Below are 16,288 nucleotides of genomic sequence, written 5' to 3' on the forward strand. Positions count from 1 at the left end.
CCGCCCCCGGGGGGGGGGGGGGGCGGGTTTGGGTGGGGTGGCCCGGCCCCCCCCCACCCCCCGGGTGTGTGGGTTCCGGCGCCCCCCACCCCCAATACCCCCCCACGACCGCTTACTGGGTGCGGGAAGCCAGCCCCGCCGGTGCGGACTTGACGGCCGCGTGAATGGCATCCGCCAGAGCCAGCGCGTCCTCTTCCGTCAGTTCCAAGGCGACCCGGGCGGAAGCACCCAGGCCCGGGTTCCGGAAGTCGATGTTCACCGTGTGCGCGTAGGGCGCGTGCACCGGGTGGTCGACGTACACGGTGCCCTCGTTCAGCCGGAACCAGCCGCGAGCCCCTTTGCCGCTGCCTTCGAGCGCGAACTTCTCGGTCAGGTAAGTGCACATCAGCGAGTCCTCTCTCAGGCGGTGAGCGTGCGGGCGTAGAAGCCGAGGATGCGTTCCCAGCCGTCCTTCGCGGCTTCGGGGCGGTAGCTGGGGCGGTCGACGGCGAAGAACGCGTGGCCGGCGTCGGCGTAGGTGTGGAACTCGTGCTCCTTGCCGTGCTTTTCCAGCTCCGCCGCCAGCACGGCCACCTCGTCCGGGCCCGGGAACTGGTCGTCGGCGCCGAAGATGCCCAGCAGCGGGCAGGACAGCTGGGGCGCCAGGCCGAGCAGCGGCTTCATCCGCCTCATGGCCTCCGGCGGGTCGTTGACGACGAACGCGCCGTAGCAGTCCACCGCCGCGTCGAGCTCCAGGGAACACGCCGCGAGGAACGCGTGGCGGCCGCCGGAACAGTGCCCGATGACGCCGACCCGGCCGTTCGCGTTCTCCAGCGCGCGCAGGTAGTCCGCGGCGCCCGAGACGTCGCCGACCAGACGGTCGTCCGGGATGCCGCCCGCCGCGCGGACCGTCGCGGCCGCGTCGTCGGGGTCCGCGCCCGGCGCTTCCCGCGTGTACAGGTTCGGGCAGAGCGCGTTGTAGCCCTCGACGGCGAAGCGGCGGACCATCTCCTTCGTCGCCGCGTCGTAGCCGGGCAGGTGGTGGATCACCACGACGCCGCCGCGCGGGGTCTCGTCGGTCGGTTTGGCCAGGTAGGCCTCGAGTTCGTCCCCGCCGTGGCCGGTGATGGTGACGGTTCCGGCGATGATCTCGTCGGTCATCGGTTCTCCTTCGCTTCCTCGAGAGGGTGGACGTACCGTGCGCCGCGCGAAGCGGACGCGATCGCGGCGACGACGGCCATCGCCGCGGCCGCGGTGAACACGACCACCAGGCCGTGGTGGAACGGGCCGGAGACCAGCCGCGGGAAGAACTCGCCGCCGGTCAGCGTCGCCCGGTCGGCCGGCGCCAGTCCGGAAAGGACGTCCGGACCGAGCAGGTGCCCGACCGGGTTGCTGCCGAGGAACGCGGCGAACAGCGTGCTGACCGGCGGGAGCTGCGCGACGCCGTCGGCGATCGGTGCCGGGACGCCGTGGGCCTGCAGGCCGCCCGTCAGCGTCTGCGGCAGCGACGTGGCCAGCCCGGCGATCATCAGCGAGAAGAACACGCCGATCGACAGCGACGTCCCCGAGTTCTGGAACGTCGCCCGCATGCCGGAGGCGACGCCTCGCTGCTCGGTGGGGACGCTGCTCATGATCGCCGAGGTGTTGGGCGCGGCGAACATGCCCTGGCCGACGCCGCTCAGCACGAGCAGGGCGGCGAACGCCGGGTAGGAGAAGTCCACCGGCAGGGCCAGGAGGCCGAGGAACGCCGCGGCGACCAGGAGCAGCCCGCCGGTGGCCAGCGGCCGGGCGCCGAACCGGTCGGACAGGTACCCCGACACCGGCCCGGCGATGAGGAACCCGACGGTCAGCGGCAGCAGGTGGATGCCCGCCCACAGGGGCGTCCGCTCGTAGTCGTAGCCGTGCAGGGGCAGCCAGATCCCCTGCAGCCAGATGATGAGCATGAACTGCATGCCACCACGCGCGACCGAAGTCAGCAACGCGGCGACGTTGCCGGCGGCGAACGCGCGGATCCTGAACAGGCTCAGCTGGAACATCGGCGCGGCGATGCGCGTCTCGATCACACCGAACAGCAGGAGCAGCAGCACCCCGGCGCCGATCCCGCCGAGGACCCGGGGATTGCCCCAGCCGGTGGCCGCACCGCCGTAGGGCTGGATGCCGTAGGTGATCGCGGCCAGGACCAGCGCCGTCCCGGCCGCGAAGGTGACGTTGCCACCCCAGTCGATCTTCGCGCGCTGCGGCGTGCCGACCTCGCGGAGGCTGCGGATCGACCAGATCGTGCCGAGCAGGCCGAACGGCACGCTCACCCAGAACACCGCGCGCCAGTCGATCTCGGCCAGCAGCCCGCCGACGACCAGGCCGAGGAACTGCCCGGCCAGCGCGGTGATCTGGTTGACGCCCAGCGCCATCCCGCGCTGCCGCGCCGGGAAGGCGTCGGTGAGGATGGCCGCCGAGTTCGCCGTCAGCATCGACCCGCCGACGGCCTGCACGATCCGCCAGCCGATCAGCCACAGCGCGCCGGCGCCGGCGTGGAACGGGTCGAACGACAGGGCGACCGACGCGGCGCTGAACACGACGAACCCGAGGTTGTACATCTTGACGCGGCCGAACATGTCGCCGAGCCGCCCGAGCGTCACCACCAGCACGGCCTGCACCAGCAGGTAGCCGAGGATCATCCAGAGCAGGTAGCCGATGTTGCCCGGGGCGAGCGGGTCGAGCCCGATGCCGCGGAAGATCGCCGGCAGCGAGATGATCACGATCGAGCCGTCGAGTGCGGACATCAGCACGCCGAGCGTGGTGTTCGACAGCGCGACCCACTTGTAGCTCACAGCTCGTCCGCCAGCCGCTCGATCAGCGGGATCGCCGCGATCAGGGCGCGCTGCTCGGCCGCGGTGAACTTCCCGGCCAGCGCGGCCGCCATCTGCCGGGTCGTCTGCGAGCGCCGGTCGGTGAGCAGCTTGACGCCGGTTTCGGTGACCGACATCAGCACCTTGCGCCCGTCGGAGTCGTCCTTGCGCCGCTCGACCAGCCCGCGTTCGACCAGCCCGGCGAGGGTGACGCCCATGGCCTGCGGCTTGACGCGTTCGAGGCCGGCGAGGCAGCCCGGGGTGGCCGGGCCCTCGCGGTCGAGCCGGGACAGGACCGAGCGTTCGGGCAGGGTCGGTTCGCCGGCGACGTAGCCCTGGCGCAGCCGCCGGACCAGCCGGCCGAGCGCGACGCGCAGGTCGGCGCTCGCCTGGAGGAGCTCCTCGTCCGTCACAATCGTCAACCTAGACTGATAAACCTGGGTTGATCAACTCGGACACGGGCGGCGCTATCGGGTGAGCCGGGAGCTTTCGCCCGGCCGTTCGCGGGCGCGCGGGTTAGCGTCCGAAGTGGACAAAACCCGGGAGGGGAAGCCGATGACCATCCTGCACGTCGAGCACGCCGGCCACGACCACGTCCACCGGGAAGGCTGCGGCCACGCGGCGGTCCCGCACGGCGACCACATCGACTACGTGCACGAGGGGCACCTGCACCGGGCCCACGACGGTCACTTCGACGAGTGCGAAATCGCCGGGCACGTGCCGCACGCCGGCCACGACCACGCCCACGGCGAAGGGTGCGGCCACGTGGCGGTGCCCCACGGCGACCACGTCGACTACCTGCACGACGGGCATCGTCACGCGACCCACGAGGACCACTACGACGACCACTGACGCTCTCAGCCGAGCGGGATTTCCACGGTGGCCCGCCCGCCGGGGGTCTCGACGGCCACGGTGAGCACCCGGGCCTCCGCCGGCGGCCCGGGTTCGAAGATGTGCCGCTCCAGGAACATCCCGTGCGACCCCGAACCGCCCGCGCGCCCACCGCGGTACTGGGTTCCCGCGTCGTCCCACCCACGCCAGCGGATGTCCGCCCCGAAGCGTTCCCGCAACCTGCGCGGGTCGAAATCACCGTGCGCGAAGTTCCCGTGCGCCAGGTTGAGGACGAGGAGGGTGGACCACACCTCCAGGCTCACCAGGTCCGCCGTCAGTTCGCCGGCCTCGAGGGTGCGGCCCGCCAGCGAAACCACGTGCCGCAACACGGGCGCCGGCGGGTTCTCGATCGCCTGCCGCCACTCGGGCCGCTCGGCGCCGACGGCCCTGGCCACCGCCTGACCGCTGATCGAGGTCGAAGCGGAGGCCTCCACCTTCACGACTTTGAGCCAGCCGGACCGTTGCAGGGTCTCGTCCAGGTCGGCGAGGATCCGGTCGGCGTCCTCCTGCGCGAGCGCCCCCGCGGCCACCAGGCCGATCGCCACCCCGCGGAGCTCGCGCCGGTCGAAGCTCAGCTGCCGCCCGTGAGGCGGCTGCCCGCGACCCGCGCCCAATTGATCGGAAATCAGTTTCTCCAGATACCCCCGCCCGTCCATGCTGCCATTCTTCCGCCGCGGTCAATGCGTTTTGACCGGCTCCCACTCCGGGAACGGGTCCGGTCCGGTGGCGACGTCGCCGAGGCAGTCCCGCAGTGCGGCCAGGAGTGCTTCGCCCGCCAGGTCGGCACCGATGAACACCAGCTCCTGCCGCGGTTCGGCCGCCACGCCCTGGGGTTCGAACCGGGCCACCGTGCCGGCCTGCGACCACAGCCCGGTCACCCCGGGCCGCGACGCCAGCGCGAAGAACCCCTTGGAACGCAGCACCGTCCCGAATTCGCCGGAATCCAGCCGCCGGGTGACGAAATCCCCCAGCCGGGCCGGGTCGAATGGCCGGGAAGCGCGGAACACCACGCTGGAGATGCCGTATTCCTCGGTCTCCGGGACGTGGTCGCCGTTCAGCTCGGCCACCCAGCCCGGCGCCTCCTGAGCCCGGACGGCGTCGTACTTCCCGGTCCCGAAGACCCGCTCGAGGGGCACCTTTCCGAAGCTGCCCGTAACGACGTCGGCGGCCGGGTTGAGCCGTCGCAGCGTCGCCACCAGCCGGTCGACGTCGGTGGCCAGGTCCGCCTTGTTCAGCAGCAGGACGTCGGCGAACTCGACCTGGTCCACCAGCAGGTCGCTGACGGTCCGCTCGTCGGCTTCGTACTGGTCCAGCCGGCGCTCCACCAGGGAGTCGCCGGCCGCCAGCTCCCGGGCGAAGTTCGCCGCGTCCACCACCGTCACCATCGTGTCGAGGTGGGCGACCGCGTCGAGGAAGGTGAACGTCGCGGCCACCGGCATCGGCTCGGAGATCCCGCTCGACTCGATGAGCACGTGGTCGAAGCGGTCGCCGGTGCACAGCGCCGCGACCTCCTCCAGGAGGTCCTCCCGCAGGGTGCAGCAGATGCACCCGTTGGTCAGCTCGACCAGGCGCTCCTGCGACCGGACCAGTGCGGCATCGATGTTCACTTCGCTCATGTCGTTGACGATCACCGCGACCCGCAGTCCCGCCCGGCTGACGAGGATGTGGTTGAGCAGCGTCGTCTTCCCCGCGCCGAGGAAGCCGGACAAGACGGTGACCGGGACGCTCACTGCGCGTGGAAGTGCTTGATCAGCCGGCGCGGGACCAGCTGAACCTTGCCGTCCACCTTGATCGGCACCAGGTCGGGCACCGCGGCCTTCCACCGCGCCCGCCGGGACCGCGTGTTGCTGCGGGACATCTTGCGCTTGGGGACGGCCATCAGCGGGTGCCCCGCTTCCCGTAGCGGCGGTGGAACTTCTCGACCTGGCCGGCGCTGTCCATGATCCGCTGGGTGCCGGTCCAGAACGGGTGCGACCACGAGCTGATGTCGACCACGACGAGCGGGTAGGTGCGGCCGTCGGCCCACTCGATCGTCTTCTCGGAGGTGATGGTGGAGCGGGTCAGGAAGGCGTCGCCGGTCGACGAGTCCTTGAACACCACGGGGTGGTAGTCGGGGTGGATGCCGGATTTCATCGGTCTTCCTTTCGGTTCGCCGCGGTCGCGTCGTGCCGCGCCGGGTCGGTTTCGGTGTCCTCGCACGGTTCTTCGTGCCAGTCGCCGAACGGATCGGGGTAGTGCGCCCACGCTTCGGGACCGGCCGCCAGTTCTTCGTCGGTGAGCAGTGCCCCGCGCAGGGCGGCGTCGACCTCGTCGGGCGTCGCCTGGTCGGTGACGACGACGAGCTCCTGGGCCCGGTCGCCGTGCACCGGGTCCCAGCGCAGGGACGCCAGCGTGCGGCGCTCGGGGGAGACGTCCGTCCACTCCGGACCATCGGGCGACGCGAGCCACGGCCCGGCGTGCCCGAGGCCCAGCCCGCCGCCCGCCGACTCGATCCAGAACGCGACGTCGGGCTGACTGGCCACCCACGCGCGCCCGCGGGTGCGGACGACGCCGTCGAGCAGCACGTCGAGGGCGTCGTGCAGCCGCTCCGGGTGGAACGGCCGCCGCGCGGTGAAGGTGAGGAGACCGATGCCGCAGTCGGTGTGCAGGGGTGGTTCGCCGCGCAGCAACGCGCCGTGCATGTCGGTGACTTCGCCGCGCCGGGCGTCCGCCGGGACCGCGTCGAGCACGCTGCGGCCGTCGATGCGGGCCAGCTCGACCCGCGGGACGGACGGCGCCACCCGGTCGAGCACGGCGGACGCCTTCGCGGCGGTCCACGCGTCGGTGGCCGCGCCGGCCAGCACGAGGACGTCGGCGAACTCGACCTGCGACAGCGCGACCTGGGCGACCGTCCGCTCGTCCTCGGGGCTGCCCTGCAGGTTCCGGTCGGCCAGCTCGTCGTCGCCGGTCGCGTCGGCGAGCCAGGTCGCGCGGTCGACGACGGTGAGGACGGCCCGCAGGTCGACGTCGTCGCGCACCGGGTGGTCGCCGACCAGGACGTTCCGGATCGCCCAGCTCACCGGCTCCGGCTCCATGGCCTCGTCGAGCCGGACGACGATCCGGGTCACCTCCGGGCGCCGGGCCAGCCGCCGCAGCAGCGGGAGGAGGTCCTCCCGCAGGGTGCACGACACGCAGCCGTGGGCCAGTTCGAGCACGGTCAGCTCGTCGCGCTCGCCGAGCTCCAAGCGGCGGCGGACGACGCCGGAGTGGATCTCGCGCAGGTCGTGGTGGACGACGGCGGTACCGGGGTCCGCCGCACGCAGCAGCTCGGCCAGCGCGGCGTTCGGGCCGGCGGCGAGCCCGCTGACGAGGACGAGCGGGACGCGGGGGTGAGGGGTCACTGCGGCTCCAGGAATACGGGCGGGGTACGGTGCGTAGAGTAGATGACAATGAAAATCACTATCAACTCGGGAGGGTCTCTTGTCCGCCGTGTGCCAGGTCACCGGCCGCAAGCCGGGCTACGGCAAGCAGGTCTCGCACTCCCACCGCCGCACGTCCCGGCGGTGGGAGCCGAACCTGCAGAACCGCCGGTACTTCGTGCCCGGTGAAGGCCGCTGGGTGCGGCTGCGCGTGTCCGCCAAGGGCATGAAGACGATCGACAAGCGCGGCATCGAAGCCGTCGTCGCCGAGCTGAAAGCGAAGGGGGTGAAGCTGTAATGGCGAGGAGCACCGACATCCGGCCGATCATCAAGCTGCGGTCCACCGCGGGCACCGGCTACACGTACGTGACGAAGAAGAACCGCCGGAACGACCCGGACCGGATGGTCCTGCGCAAGTACGACCCCGTGGCGCGCAAGCACGTCGAGTTCAAGGAAGAGCGCTGATGGCCAAGAAGTCGAAGATCGCGAAGAACGAGCGGCGGAAGGTGGTCGCCGCCCGGTTCGGCGAACGCCGCCGCGCGCTCAAGGCCGTCGTCGCCTCGCCCGGCTCGTCGGCGGGGGAGAAGGCGAACGCGGTCGTCGCGCTGCAGAAGCTGCCGCGCGACGCGAGCCCGACGCGGATCCGCAACCGGGACGTCGCGGACGGCCGTCCGCGCGGCTACCTGCGGAAGTTCGGCCTGTCGCGGGTGAAGATGCGGCAGGCCGCGCACCGCGGCGAGCTGCCCGGCATCGCGAAGTCGAGCTGGTGAGCCGGATGCCGAAGCCGCACCGCGACCGCCCGGCCAAGCGCAAGGTGAACCTGTTGCGCGCCAACAAGATCGCGCGCGTCGACTGGAAGGACGTCGACCTGCTGCGGAAGTTCGTCTCCGACCGCGGCAAGATCCGCGCCCGCCGGGTCACCGGATTGACGCCGCAGCAACAGAAACAGGTCGCCACGGCGATCAAGAACGCGCGCGAGATGGCGCTGCTGCCGTACCCGTCCGCGGGCCGGGCGAGCTAATTCGGGTGCGCACTCCCGGGCGGTGCGCGACCATGGGCGTCCGAAAGGGGGCGTCGCAAGAAGATGTCCTGAACGCCAGGAGGTCCACGCTTGCACGCCCAGCTCACGGTCACGCCCGCCCGGCTGCCCGAGCTCCTGCTCACCACCGCCGTCGTGCGGCCGGTGTTCCTCTGGGGCGCGCCCGGGATCGGGAAGTCCTCGCTGGTGCGCGAGTTCGCGGCGTCGCTGGGGCTCGACTGCGTTTCGCTGCTGGGCACCCAGCTCGCGCCCGAAGACCTGATCGGCGTCCCGCAGATCGTCGACGGCCGCAGCCGGTTCTGCCCGCCGGAGCAGATCGCCCGTGACGAGCCGTACTGCCTGTTCCTCGACGAGCTGAACGCCGCGGCGCCGGACGTCCAGAAGGCGTTCTACTCGCTCATCCTCGACCGCCGCATCGGCTCGTACGAGCTGCCGCCGGGCTCGGTCGTGATCGGTGCCGGCAACCGCGCCACCGACCAGGCCCTGGCCCGGCCGATGGCCTCGGCCCTGGTCAACCGCCTGGTGCACGTCCACCTGCGCGCCGCGCCGGGCGACTGGCTCGCCTGGGCCGCCGGGAACGGCATCCACCCGTGGGTGATCGAATACCTCACCCAGCGGCCGGACCACCTCTGGAGCCCGCCGCCGAAGACCGAGGAGCCGTTTTCGACGCCGCGGTCCTGGCACATGCTCTCGGACCTGCTGCGCTCGGCCGGCGACCCGGCCGACGACGAGACGATCGCGCTGCTGGCGTACGCGACCCTCACCCCGGCGCACGCCGGCGCCTTCCGCGCGTACCTCAAGGTGGCCCGGCACGCCTTCGACCTGGAGGCGATCCTCAAGGGCGACGCGCGCTGGCCCGCCGAGCCGGGCGACCGCGACCTGCTCTACTTCCTCGCCGAGACCTTCCGCGCGCGGCTGGTCAAGGACCTGCCCGCGGACAAGCGGCACGCGTCGGCGGCCGTGCGCCAGTTCGCCTTCCGCGCGAAGAGCCTGCTCGTGGAGCTGGCCGAACTCTCCCTGGAGATGGCGCAGCTGGTCATCGCCGACGACGAGACGGGCAACCCCCGCCTGCCGGCGTGGTTCCTGGTCGAGGCGGCCCGCGACCTCCCGCGGCTGGTCGCGGCGCGCACATGAGCAACGCCCGCGTCGAAGCGAAGCGCCGGCAGCGGCGGCAGAAGGCGATCGCCGACGGCTGGGGCCGGGCGCGCTCGCACACCGTCCTCGACCACCTCGCCCGCGGCGCGAGCCTGAGCACGGAGAGCCTGACCGGCGTGGACGGCTGGGCCGTCGTCGACGACCGCGGGCTGATCACCCCGAACCGCGCGCGCGACGCCGAGCCGGGCGAATGGGCGTGGGTGTTCGCGCACCTGCTGCTGCACCTCGGCCTCGGACACCTCGACGAAGCGCAGCTGGCCGACGTGGAGTTCGATGCCCCCTACTGGGCCGCGAGCTGCGTGGCCGTCCACCGGTTCGCGGAGGCGGTCCACGTCGGCACGTCCCTGGTGGAGCTGCCGGACCTGCCGGGCACCGACGAGCTCGCCTTGAGCCGGAGCTGGCGCGAAACCGGTGTGCCGGAGCCGTTCCGGGCCCTCGGCACCGGCGGTGCGCGGCCGTGCCTCCGGCTCGCGCCCCCGATGAGCCGCTGGCAGCTGCACTACCACGGGAAGCCACAGCCGTGGACGGAACGCTTCGCCCGCGGGCTGATCGCCTCGGCCACCGAGGCGATGGAACGCGCCGCCGACGCCCGCGGCCACACCCGGCACCGGCGGGCGATGGGGGAGTGGGACCGCGCGCTGGCGTGGTTCGTCTCGTCGTTCCCGCTGCTCGGCGCGGCGGCCGCCGGGTTCACCCTGGTCGTCGACGCCGACGTGGTCCGCGCCTGGAACATCGCCTTCGCGGCGGTCGACGCCGAGCACGGCGAGATCTACCTCAACCCGGCCGCCGACCTGAGCGCGGAGGAGTGGCGGTTCGTGCTGGCCCACGAGATGCTGCACGCCGCGCTGCGGCACGACCGCCGCGCCCTGGGCCGCGACCCCTACCTGTGGAACGTCGCCTGCGACTACGTGATCAACGGCTGGCTGGTCTCGATGGGCGTCGGCGAGCTGCCCCACGGCTGCCTGCACGACCAGCAGCTCACCGGGATGTCCGCCGAGTCGGTCTACGACACGCTGATCACCGACCTCCGGCGGGCGCGCAAGCTGGTGACCCTGGGCTCGCGCGAGGCCGGGGACGTGCTGGGCGACTGGCTGTCCGAACCCGACGCGGTGCAGCGCCGGTCGTCGCGGCGGGCCGCCAAGCCCCTGCCGTGGCGCGACGGCGACCGGGCCGGCGGCGTCGACCTCGACGAGTTCTACCGCCGGGCGCTCACCCAGGGGCTCGAGTACCACCACGCCCAGGGCCGCGGACTGCTGCCGGCCGGGCTGGAACAGGAGATCCGGGCCCTCGACCACCCGCCGCTGCCGTGGGACGCGCAGCTCGCACGCTGGTTCGACGAGCACGTCCGGGTGGAGCTGCCGGTGCGCAGCTACGCGCGGGCGTCCCGCCGCCAGTCGGCGACGCCGGACATCCCGCGCCCGGGCCGCGTCCGCCCGGACCGCCTCGACCGGCGCGTCACCTTCGGCGTGGTGCTGGACACCTCGGGGTCGATGAACGCCGAGCTGCTGGGCAAGGCCCTGGGCGCGATCGCGTCGTACGCGCTGGCCCGGGACGTCCCGGCGGCGCGCGTGGTGTTCTGCGACGCCGTCGCCTACGACGCCGGGTACCTCGCGGTGGAGGACATCGCGGGCCGCGTCAAGGTCCGCGGCCGCGGCGGCACGATCCTGCAGCCCGGCGTCGACCTGCTCCAGCGGGCGGCCGACTTCCCGGCCGACGGCCCGATCCTGATCATCACCGACGCGCAGTGCGACCACGTCCGGCCGCGCCGCGAGCACGCGTACCTGGTGCCGCGGGGCGCACGGCTGCCGTTCGTGGCCCGCGGGCCGGTGTTCCGGGTGGCGTGACCCACGCTGGGCTGGCGTCCGGGTGAACCCCCAATAAACTCCCGGCCATGGACGACCCGCACTACCTCTCCGGCCTCCAGCTCTCCGGCCGCCGCGTCGTGATGATCGGCGGCGGCACGGTCGCGCAACGCCGGCTGCCCCGCCTCATCGGCGCGGGAGCCCGCGTCGAACTGGTGTCGCCGCACACGACGCCGTCCGTGCAGGGGATGGTGGACGCGGGCGAGCTCGTCTGGCACGAACGCCCGTACGCTCCCGGTGACCTCCGCGACGCCTGGTACGCCCTGGCCTGCACGAACGACCCTTCGGTGAACGCCGCCGTCTGCGAGGAGGCCGAGCGGGAGCGGGTGTTCTGCGTCCGCGCCGACGAAGGCGAGTCGGGTTCCGCGGTGACCCCGGCGTCCGGGCGGCACGGCGGCCTGCTGTTCGGCGTGCTCTCCGGCGGCGAGCCGCTGCGTTCGGCGGCGGTGCGCGACTCGATGCTCGACGGCCTGCACAACGGCACGATCGAAGACGGCCGCCGGCCGCACCCCGAGGGCACGCTGCCCGGGGTGGCGCTGGTCGGTGGCGGCCCGGGCGACCCGGAGCTGATCACGGTCCGTGGCCGGCGCCTGCTGTCGCGCGCGGACGTCGTCGTGGTGGACCGGCTGGCCCCCCGCGAGCTGCTCGACGAACTCGCGCCGGAGGTGGAGGTCGTCGACGCGGCGAAGATCCCGTACGGCCGCGCGGCCAGCCAGGACGTCATCAACAGCACGCTGATCGAGCGCGCCAAGGAGGGCAAGTTCGTCGTCCGCCTCAAGGGCGGCGACCCGTACCTGTTCGGCCGCGGCTTCGAGGAGGTGCTGGCCTGCGCCGAGGCGGGCGTCCCGGTGACGATGGTCCCGGGCATCACGAGCGCGTTCGCGGTCCCGGCGGTCGCGGACGTTCCGGTGACCCACCGCGGCGTGGCCCACGAGGTGGTGGTGGTCTCCGGCCACGTCGCCCCGGGCGACGACCGGTCCCTGGTCGACTGGGCGCTGCTGGCCCGGATGACGGGCACGATCGTGCTGATGATGGGCGTGGAAAGGCTCCCGCAGTTCGCGAAGGCCCTCCTGGACGGCGGCCGCCCGGCGCACACCCCGGTGGCGATCATCGAGGACGGCACGATGCGCACCCAGCGCACCCTCCGGTCCACTTTGGACACGGTGGTGACGGACGCGGCGGCGTCCGGAGTCCGCCCGCCCGCGGTGATCGTGATCGGCCCGGTGGCCGGCCTCGCCCCGGTGTCCTGAGGGGAATCTCGCGTGCTCCGGCGGGCATCGCGCGTGATCAGCGGGGCATCACCCGTGATCGGAGGGGCATCGCGATGATGCCCCTCCCATCACGCATGATGCCCCCTTGATCACGCGTGATGCCCGCTCGATCACGCGTGATGCCGGTTCGGACACGGCCGGCGGCGGTGAGGATGGGGTCGGCGACTTCGGCCGGCGGCATGGGCGAAGCCTTTCAGTCCTCGTAGCAGCTCGCGGCGAAATCCCGGATCGCGTCCGAGAGCCGGGTCGGGTCGAGGCGGAGCTCGACCGGGCTGCGGGCCTGGACGAACTCCGCGTCCGGCATGTCGACCGCCAGGGTGTCCGCGTCGCCGAACGGGTGGATCGGGTCGCCCTGGTGGCCGATCACCAGCGCGCGCGTCGTGATCTTGCGGCGGATCGCCTTCGGCGGTGCGATCCGGCCGAAGAGCACCCCGTGCAGCAGGGCCGCCATCGGGGCCGGGCGCTGGGACAGCGTGTCGGTGACGACGTCGACCCACTGGTTGCCGTGCGGGACCACCGACGCCGCCAGTGCCACCGCCTGCACCGTGAACGGCAGGAACCGGGCCGCCATCAGCAGCGGGGCGAACGTGAACAGCCCGGCGACGATCGCGTTGTCCAGCACCGGCATCTCGACGATCAGCCCCCGCGCCCGCGCGGGTGCCCGCACCGCCACTTCCAGCGAGACGTTCGCGCCCAGCGACGTCCCGCCGATCACCGCGGACGACACCTCGAGGTGGTCCAGCAGGGCGAGCGTCTGCTCGGCGAACGAAGGCATCGAGTACAGCCACGACTCGGTCGGCCGGTCGGAGTCGCCGTGGCCGAGCAGGTCGAGGGTGATCACCCGGAAGCCCGCGCGGGCCAGCCGGCGGGCCAGGGGTGCGTGCATCCGGCGGGTCAGCATGATGCCGTGGGTGAGGACGACGACCTTGTCGCCGCTGCCGAACTCGGTGTACCAGAGCCGGTGTCCCTCGTGGTCGAACGAGCCGGTCAGCTCGATCGGGCGGGAGGCCCGCCGGAGGGGTGCGGCAGGGGGTTCGGGGTCGATCGCGGTCGCGCTGGCCGGGCTCATGTCCCACCGTCCTCCCCGGTCGTGTGCGAGTCTCTTTCAGGAAAGCATCCCCCGACCCGGTTGGCACGGTGACCGGCCGGGTCAATTGGCAAGGTGCCAATGGCGGGGCGTCGCGGGCATGGGTCAAGATGACCCCATGACCGCTACTGCTGACAGTCTGCCCGACCTCGTCTCCCTGAAGGTCGACGTCGACGGCCACGTGGCCGAAGTGACGCTTCTCGGCCCGTCGAAGGGCAACGCGATGGGCCCGGACTTCTGGCGCGAGCTGCCGCTGGTCTTCCGCGCGCTGGACGCCGACCCGCAGGTCAGGGCCGTGGTGCTGACCGGCAGCGGGGCGAACTTCTCCTACGGCCTCGACCTGCCGGCGATGATGGGCGACTGGGCGCCGATGCTGGGCGGGGACAACCTGGCCGGCCCGCGGACGGCGTTCCACGACCAGGTCCGGTCGCTGCAGGCGGCGGTCAGCTCGATCGCGGAATGCCGCAAACCGGTCGTCGCGGCCGTGTCCGGCTGGTGCATCGGCGGCGGGGTCGACGTCGTCGCGGCCGCCGACGTCCGGCTGGCCAGCGCCGACGCCAAGTTCAGCGTCCGCGAGGTGCGTGTCGCCATCGTCGCCGACCTGGGCAGCCTGCAGCGGCTCGCCTCGATCATCGGTGAGGGGCACCTGCGGGAGCTCGCGCTCACCGGCAAGGACGTCGACGCCGCCCGCGCCGAGAAGATCGGCCTGGTCAACGACGTCTACGAGAACCAGGACGCGGTGGTGAAGGCCGCCCGCGAACTCGCCGGCGAGATCGCGGCGAACCCGCCGCTGGTGGTGCAGGGTACGAAGCAGGTGCTGGCCGCGAACACCGAGCGCCAGGTCGCCGACGGCCTCCGGTACGTCGCGGCGTGGAACTCGGCGTTCCTGCCCAGCAAGGACCTCGGCGAGGCGGTCCAGGCGTTCATGGAACGCCGCGCGCCGGAGTTCAAGGGCGAATGACGGAGGAGGCAGCGTGAGCGCTTCGGAGGTCCACCACGCGTTCCGCGTCGCGCGGGACTACCTGTTGACCCACCGCGAGGACTACGACACGGCGTACCGCGACTTCGCCTGGCCGGAGTTCGACGAGTTCAACTGGGCGATCGACTGGTTCGACGTCGTCGCGCACGACCCGGACAACGCCGGGCGGTCCGCGCTGTGGATCGTCGAGGAGGACGGCACCGAGAACCGCTGGACCTACCCGGAGCTGTCCGGCCGGTCCAACCAGGTGGCCAACTGGCTGCGGAACCTCGGCGTCCGCCGCGGCGACCGGCTGATCCTCATGCTGGGCAACCAGGGCGAGCTGTGGGAGACGATCCTCGCCGCGATCAAGCTCGGCGCCGTGATCATCCCGGCGTCGACGCTGCTCGGGCCGGCCGACCTGACCGACCGCGTGGAGCGCGGCGCCGCCAGGCACGTCGTCGTCCGCTCGGTGGACGCGCCGAAGTTCGACGGCGTGGACGGCGGCTACACCCGGATCGCGGTGGGGGAGCCGGTCGAGGGCTGGCACTCGTACTCGGCCGCGTTCGCCGAATCGCCCGAATACGCCCCCGACGGCCCGACACGGGCCGGCGACCCGCTGCTGCTGTACTTCACCTCCGGCACGACCGCGAAGCCGAAGCTGGTGCAGCACACGCACGTCTCGTACCCCGTGGGTCACCTGTCCACGATGTACTGGATCGGGCTGGAACCCGGCGACGTCCACTTGAACATCTCCTCGCCGGGCTGGGCGAAGCACGCGTGGAGCAACTTCTTCGCGCCGTTCAACGCCGAGGCGACGGTGTTCCTCTACAACTACAGCCGGTTCGACGCGGGCGCCTTGCTGGCGCAGCTGGACCGCTGCGGCGTGACGAGCTTCTGCGCGCCGCCGACGGTGTGGCGGATGCTCATCCAGGCCGACCTGTCGGCGCTCGAAACGCCACCGCGCAAGGTCGTCGGGGCGGGGGAGCCGCTCAACCCCGAGGTGATCGAGCAGGTCCGGAAGTCGTGGGGCGTCACCATCCGCGACGGCTTCGGCCAGACCGAAAGCAGCGTCCAGATCGCGAACACGCCCGGCCAGGACGTCGTGCCCGGCTCGATGGGCCGTCCGCTGCCCGGCTTCGTGGTGGCGCTGGTGGACCCGGTCAGCGGCGAGCGCGCGGCGGAGGGCGAAATCTGCCTCGACCTCGCGCACCGGCCGGTGGGCCTGATGACCGGCTACGCGGACGACGACGAGCGCACGTCGGCCGCCTTCGGAGGCGGGTTCTACCACACCGGTGACGTCGCTTCGATCGACGAACGCGGCTACCTCACCTACGTCGGGCGCACCGACGACGTGTTCAAGGCGTCGGACTACCGCATCTCCCCGTTCGAGCTGGAGAGCGTCCTCATCGAGCACGAGGCGGTCGCCGAGGCGGCGGTCGTCCCGGCCCCCGACCCGATCCGGCTCGCGGTGCCCAAGGCCTACGTCGTGCTGGCCGCGGGGTTCTCCGCGGACGCCGCGACCGCGCGGTCGATCCTGGCGTACTGCCGCGAGCACTTGGCGCCGTACAAGCGGATCCGGAGGCTGGAGTTCGCGGAGCTGCCGAAGACGATCTCGGGCAAGATCCGGCGCGTCGAGCTGCGGGGCCGCGAGAGCGACCCGAAGCGCGGCCAGGGGACCGAGTACCGCGAGGAGGACTTCCCCGACCTCAAGTCCTGACCCCCGCGTTTTCGAACGCAGTGAATGACTCATTCCTGACGTCAGACGCCAGGAATGAGTCATTCACTGCGTTGGGCGAGCG

General features: G+C 72.2%; 20 protein-coding genes. 10 read left to right on the plus strand and 10 right to left on the minus strand.

The features are described from left to right. Positions 1–112: 112 nt before the first annotated feature. Genes AB0F52_RS37295 through AB0F52_RS37310 form a run of 4 tightly spaced genes read right to left on the minus strand, consistent with a single transcriptional unit; the run spans position 113 to position 3,238 of the window. The gene (locus AB0F52_RS37295; RefSeq protein ID WP_360181144.1) at positions 113–385 is read right to left on the minus strand and encodes a DUF6295 family protein; all 273 of its coding nucleotides are present in this window, start codon (positions 383–385) and stop codon (positions 113–115) included. 14 nt (positions 386–399) lie between these two features. Further along, complete coding sequence (locus AB0F52_RS37300) at positions 400–1,140, minus strand: dienelactone hydrolase family protein (protein ID WP_360181147.1); 741 nt, start codon at positions 1,138–1,140, stop codon at positions 400–402. Next, entirely contained in the window at positions 1,137–2,807 is a 1,671-nt protein-coding gene (locus tag AB0F52_RS37305; protein WP_360181150.1) for an MFS transporter, read from the minus strand. Before AB0F52_RS37305 ends, AB0F52_RS37300 begins: the two co-directional genes overlap by 4 nt. Then, positions 2,804–3,238 carry a MarR family transcriptional regulator gene (locus tag AB0F52_RS37310; protein WP_360181153.1) on the minus strand — a complete coding sequence of 145 codons (435 nt, stop codon included), beginning with the start codon at positions 3,236–3,238 and terminating at the stop codon, positions 2,804–2,806. The genes AB0F52_RS37305 and AB0F52_RS37310 overlap by 4 nt, the downstream gene beginning before the upstream one ends. Positions 3,239–3,380: 142 nt before the next feature. Between AB0F52_RS37310 and AB0F52_RS37315 the strand changes: the two genes are divergently transcribed. Continuing rightward, positions 3,381–3,677, plus strand: coding sequence for a hypothetical protein (locus tag AB0F52_RS37315; protein ID WP_360181156.1), 297 nt, complete (start codon positions 3,381–3,383; stop codon positions 3,675–3,677). Between the two features lie 5 nt (positions 3,678–3,682). Here AB0F52_RS37315 and AB0F52_RS37320 read toward each other — a convergent pair whose 3' ends face one another. From AB0F52_RS37320 to AB0F52_RS37340, 5 genes are read right to left on the minus strand one after another with little or no spacing between them, the layout of a single operon-like run. Next, positions 3,683–4,372, minus strand: coding sequence for a hypothetical protein (locus AB0F52_RS37320; RefSeq protein ID WP_360181159.1), 690 nt, complete (start codon positions 4,370–4,372; stop codon positions 3,683–3,685). Between the two features lie 21 nt (positions 4,373–4,393). Continuing rightward, on the minus strand, positions 4,394–5,446 hold the full coding sequence (locus AB0F52_RS37325) for a GTP-binding protein (RefSeq protein ID WP_360181162.1): 1,053 nt from the start codon (positions 5,444–5,446) through the stop codon (positions 4,394–4,396). Then, positions 5,443–5,595, minus strand: a complete 153-nt coding sequence (rpmF, locus tag AB0F52_RS37330; RefSeq protein ID WP_360181165.1) for a 50S ribosomal protein L32 — start codon at positions 5,593–5,595, stop codon at positions 5,443–5,445. Before rpmF ends, AB0F52_RS37325 begins: the two co-directional genes overlap by 4 nt. After that, entirely contained in the window at positions 5,595–5,849 is a 255-nt protein-coding gene (locus tag AB0F52_RS37335) for a type B 50S ribosomal protein L31 (RefSeq protein WP_360181168.1), read from the minus strand. The genes rpmF and AB0F52_RS37335 overlap by 1 nt, the downstream gene beginning before the upstream one ends. Next, positions 5,846–7,096, minus strand: coding sequence for a GTP-binding protein (locus AB0F52_RS37340; RefSeq protein ID WP_360181171.1), 1,251 nt, complete (start codon positions 7,094–7,096; stop codon positions 5,846–5,848). Before AB0F52_RS37340 ends, AB0F52_RS37335 begins: the two co-directional genes overlap by 4 nt. Positions 7,097–7,175: 79 nt before the next feature. Here AB0F52_RS37340 and rpmB point away from each other — a divergent pair, with 79 nt between their 5' ends. The 7 genes from rpmB (at position 7,176) to cobA (ending at position 12,420) form a co-directional block, all read left to right on the plus strand. Then, positions 7,176–7,412, plus strand: a complete 237-nt coding sequence (gene rpmB / locus AB0F52_RS37345; RefSeq protein ID WP_360181174.1) for a 50S ribosomal protein L28 — start codon at positions 7,176–7,178, stop codon at positions 7,410–7,412. Next, positions 7,412–7,579: a 50S ribosomal protein L33 gene (gene rpmG, locus AB0F52_RS37350; protein WP_360181177.1), complete on the plus strand. Its 168-nt coding sequence runs from the start codon at positions 7,412–7,414 to the stop codon at positions 7,577–7,579. Before rpmB ends, rpmG begins: the two co-directional genes overlap by 1 nt. After that, a complete protein-coding gene (gene rpsN, locus AB0F52_RS37355) occupies positions 7,579–7,884 on the plus strand; it encodes a 30S ribosomal protein S14 (RefSeq protein WP_360181180.1) in 306 nt (101 codons plus the stop codon). The genes rpmG and rpsN overlap by 1 nt, the downstream gene beginning before the upstream one ends. Further along, positions 7,881–8,135: a 30S ribosomal protein S18 gene (gene rpsR, locus AB0F52_RS37360; RefSeq protein WP_360181183.1), complete on the plus strand. Its 255-nt coding sequence runs from the start codon at positions 7,881–7,883 to the stop codon at positions 8,133–8,135. Before rpsN ends, rpsR begins: the two co-directional genes overlap by 4 nt. 90 nt (positions 8,136–8,225) lie before the next feature. Continuing rightward, a complete protein-coding gene (locus tag AB0F52_RS37365) occupies positions 8,226–9,287 on the plus strand; it encodes a MoxR family ATPase (protein ID WP_360181185.1) in 1,062 nt (353 codons plus the stop codon). Then, positions 9,284–11,152 carry a hypothetical protein gene (locus AB0F52_RS37370; RefSeq protein ID WP_360181188.1) on the plus strand — a complete coding sequence of 623 codons (1,869 nt, stop codon included), beginning with the start codon at positions 9,284–9,286 and terminating at the stop codon, positions 11,150–11,152. The genes AB0F52_RS37365 and AB0F52_RS37370 overlap by 4 nt, the downstream gene beginning before the upstream one ends. A gap of 47 nt (positions 11,153–11,199) precedes the next feature. Continuing rightward, positions 11,200–12,420, plus strand: coding sequence for a uroporphyrinogen-III C-methyltransferase (cobA, locus tag AB0F52_RS37375; protein WP_360181191.1), 1,221 nt, complete (start codon positions 11,200–11,202; stop codon positions 12,418–12,420). Positions 12,421–12,634: 214 nt separating this feature from the next. Here cobA and AB0F52_RS37380 read toward each other — a convergent pair whose 3' ends face one another. Then, positions 12,635–13,510: an alpha/beta fold hydrolase gene (locus tag AB0F52_RS37380; protein WP_360181194.1), complete on the minus strand. Its 876-nt coding sequence runs from the start codon at positions 13,508–13,510 to the stop codon at positions 12,635–12,637. Positions 13,511–13,646: 136 nt separating this feature from the next. Here AB0F52_RS37380 and AB0F52_RS37385 point away from each other — a divergent pair, with 136 nt between their 5' ends. Next, positions 13,647–14,489, plus strand: a complete 843-nt coding sequence (locus AB0F52_RS37385; protein ID WP_360181197.1) for a crotonase/enoyl-CoA hydratase family protein — start codon at positions 13,647–13,649, stop codon at positions 14,487–14,489. A 13-nt stretch (positions 14,490–14,502) separates the two neighbouring features. Continuing rightward, positions 14,503–16,206 carry an AMP-binding protein gene (locus tag AB0F52_RS37390; protein ID WP_360181200.1) on the plus strand — a complete coding sequence of 568 codons (1,704 nt, stop codon included), beginning with the start codon at positions 14,503–14,505 and terminating at the stop codon, positions 16,204–16,206. Positions 16,207–16,288 lie beyond the last annotated feature (82 nt).

It is taken from the genome of Amycolatopsis sp. NPDC024027, assembly GCF_040638975.1.
Classification (GTDB): domain Bacteria; phylum Actinomycetota; class Actinomycetes; order Mycobacteriales; family Pseudonocardiaceae; genus Amycolatopsis.

Coding starts and splice junctions, on each gene's coding strand:
- AB0F52_RS37295 (WP_360181144.1), bottom strand. CDS start 385: ATGTGCACTTACCTGACCGAGAAGTTCGCGCTCGAAGGCAGCGGCAAA.
- AB0F52_RS37300 (WP_360181147.1), bottom strand. CDS start 1,140: ATGACCGACGAGATCATCGCCGGAACCGTCACCATCACCGGCCACGGC.
- AB0F52_RS37315 (WP_360181156.1), top strand. CDS start 3,381: ATGACCATCCTGCACGTCGAGCACGCCGGCCACGACCACGTCCACCGG.
- AB0F52_RS37320 (WP_360181159.1), bottom strand. CDS start 4,372: ATGGACGGGCGGGGGTATCTGGAGAAACTGATTTCCGATCAATTGGGC.
- rpmF (WP_360181165.1), bottom strand. CDS start 5,595: ATGGCCGTCCCCAAGCGCAAGATGTCCCGCAGCAACACGCGGTCCCGG.
- AB0F52_RS37335 (WP_360181168.1), bottom strand. CDS start 5,849: ATGAAATCCGGCATCCACCCCGACTACCACCCCGTGGTGTTCAAGGAC.
- rpmG (WP_360181177.1), top strand. CDS start 7,412: ATGGCGAGGAGCACCGACATCCGGCCGATCATCAAGCTGCGGTCCACC.
- rpsN (WP_360181180.1), top strand. CDS start 7,579: ATGGCCAAGAAGTCGAAGATCGCGAAGAACGAGCGGCGGAAGGTGGTC.
- AB0F52_RS37370 (WP_360181188.1), top strand. CDS start 9,284: ATGAGCAACGCCCGCGTCGAAGCGAAGCGCCGGCAGCGGCGGCAGAAG.
- cobA (WP_360181191.1), top strand. CDS start 11,200: ATGGACGACCCGCACTACCTCTCCGGCCTCCAGCTCTCCGGCCGCCGC.
- AB0F52_RS37380 (WP_360181194.1), bottom strand. CDS start 13,510: ATGAGCCCGGCCAGCGCGACCGCGATCGACCCCGAACCCCCTGCCGCA.
- AB0F52_RS37385 (WP_360181197.1), top strand. CDS start 13,647: ATGACCGCTACTGCTGACAGTCTGCCCGACCTCGTCTCCCTGAAGGTC.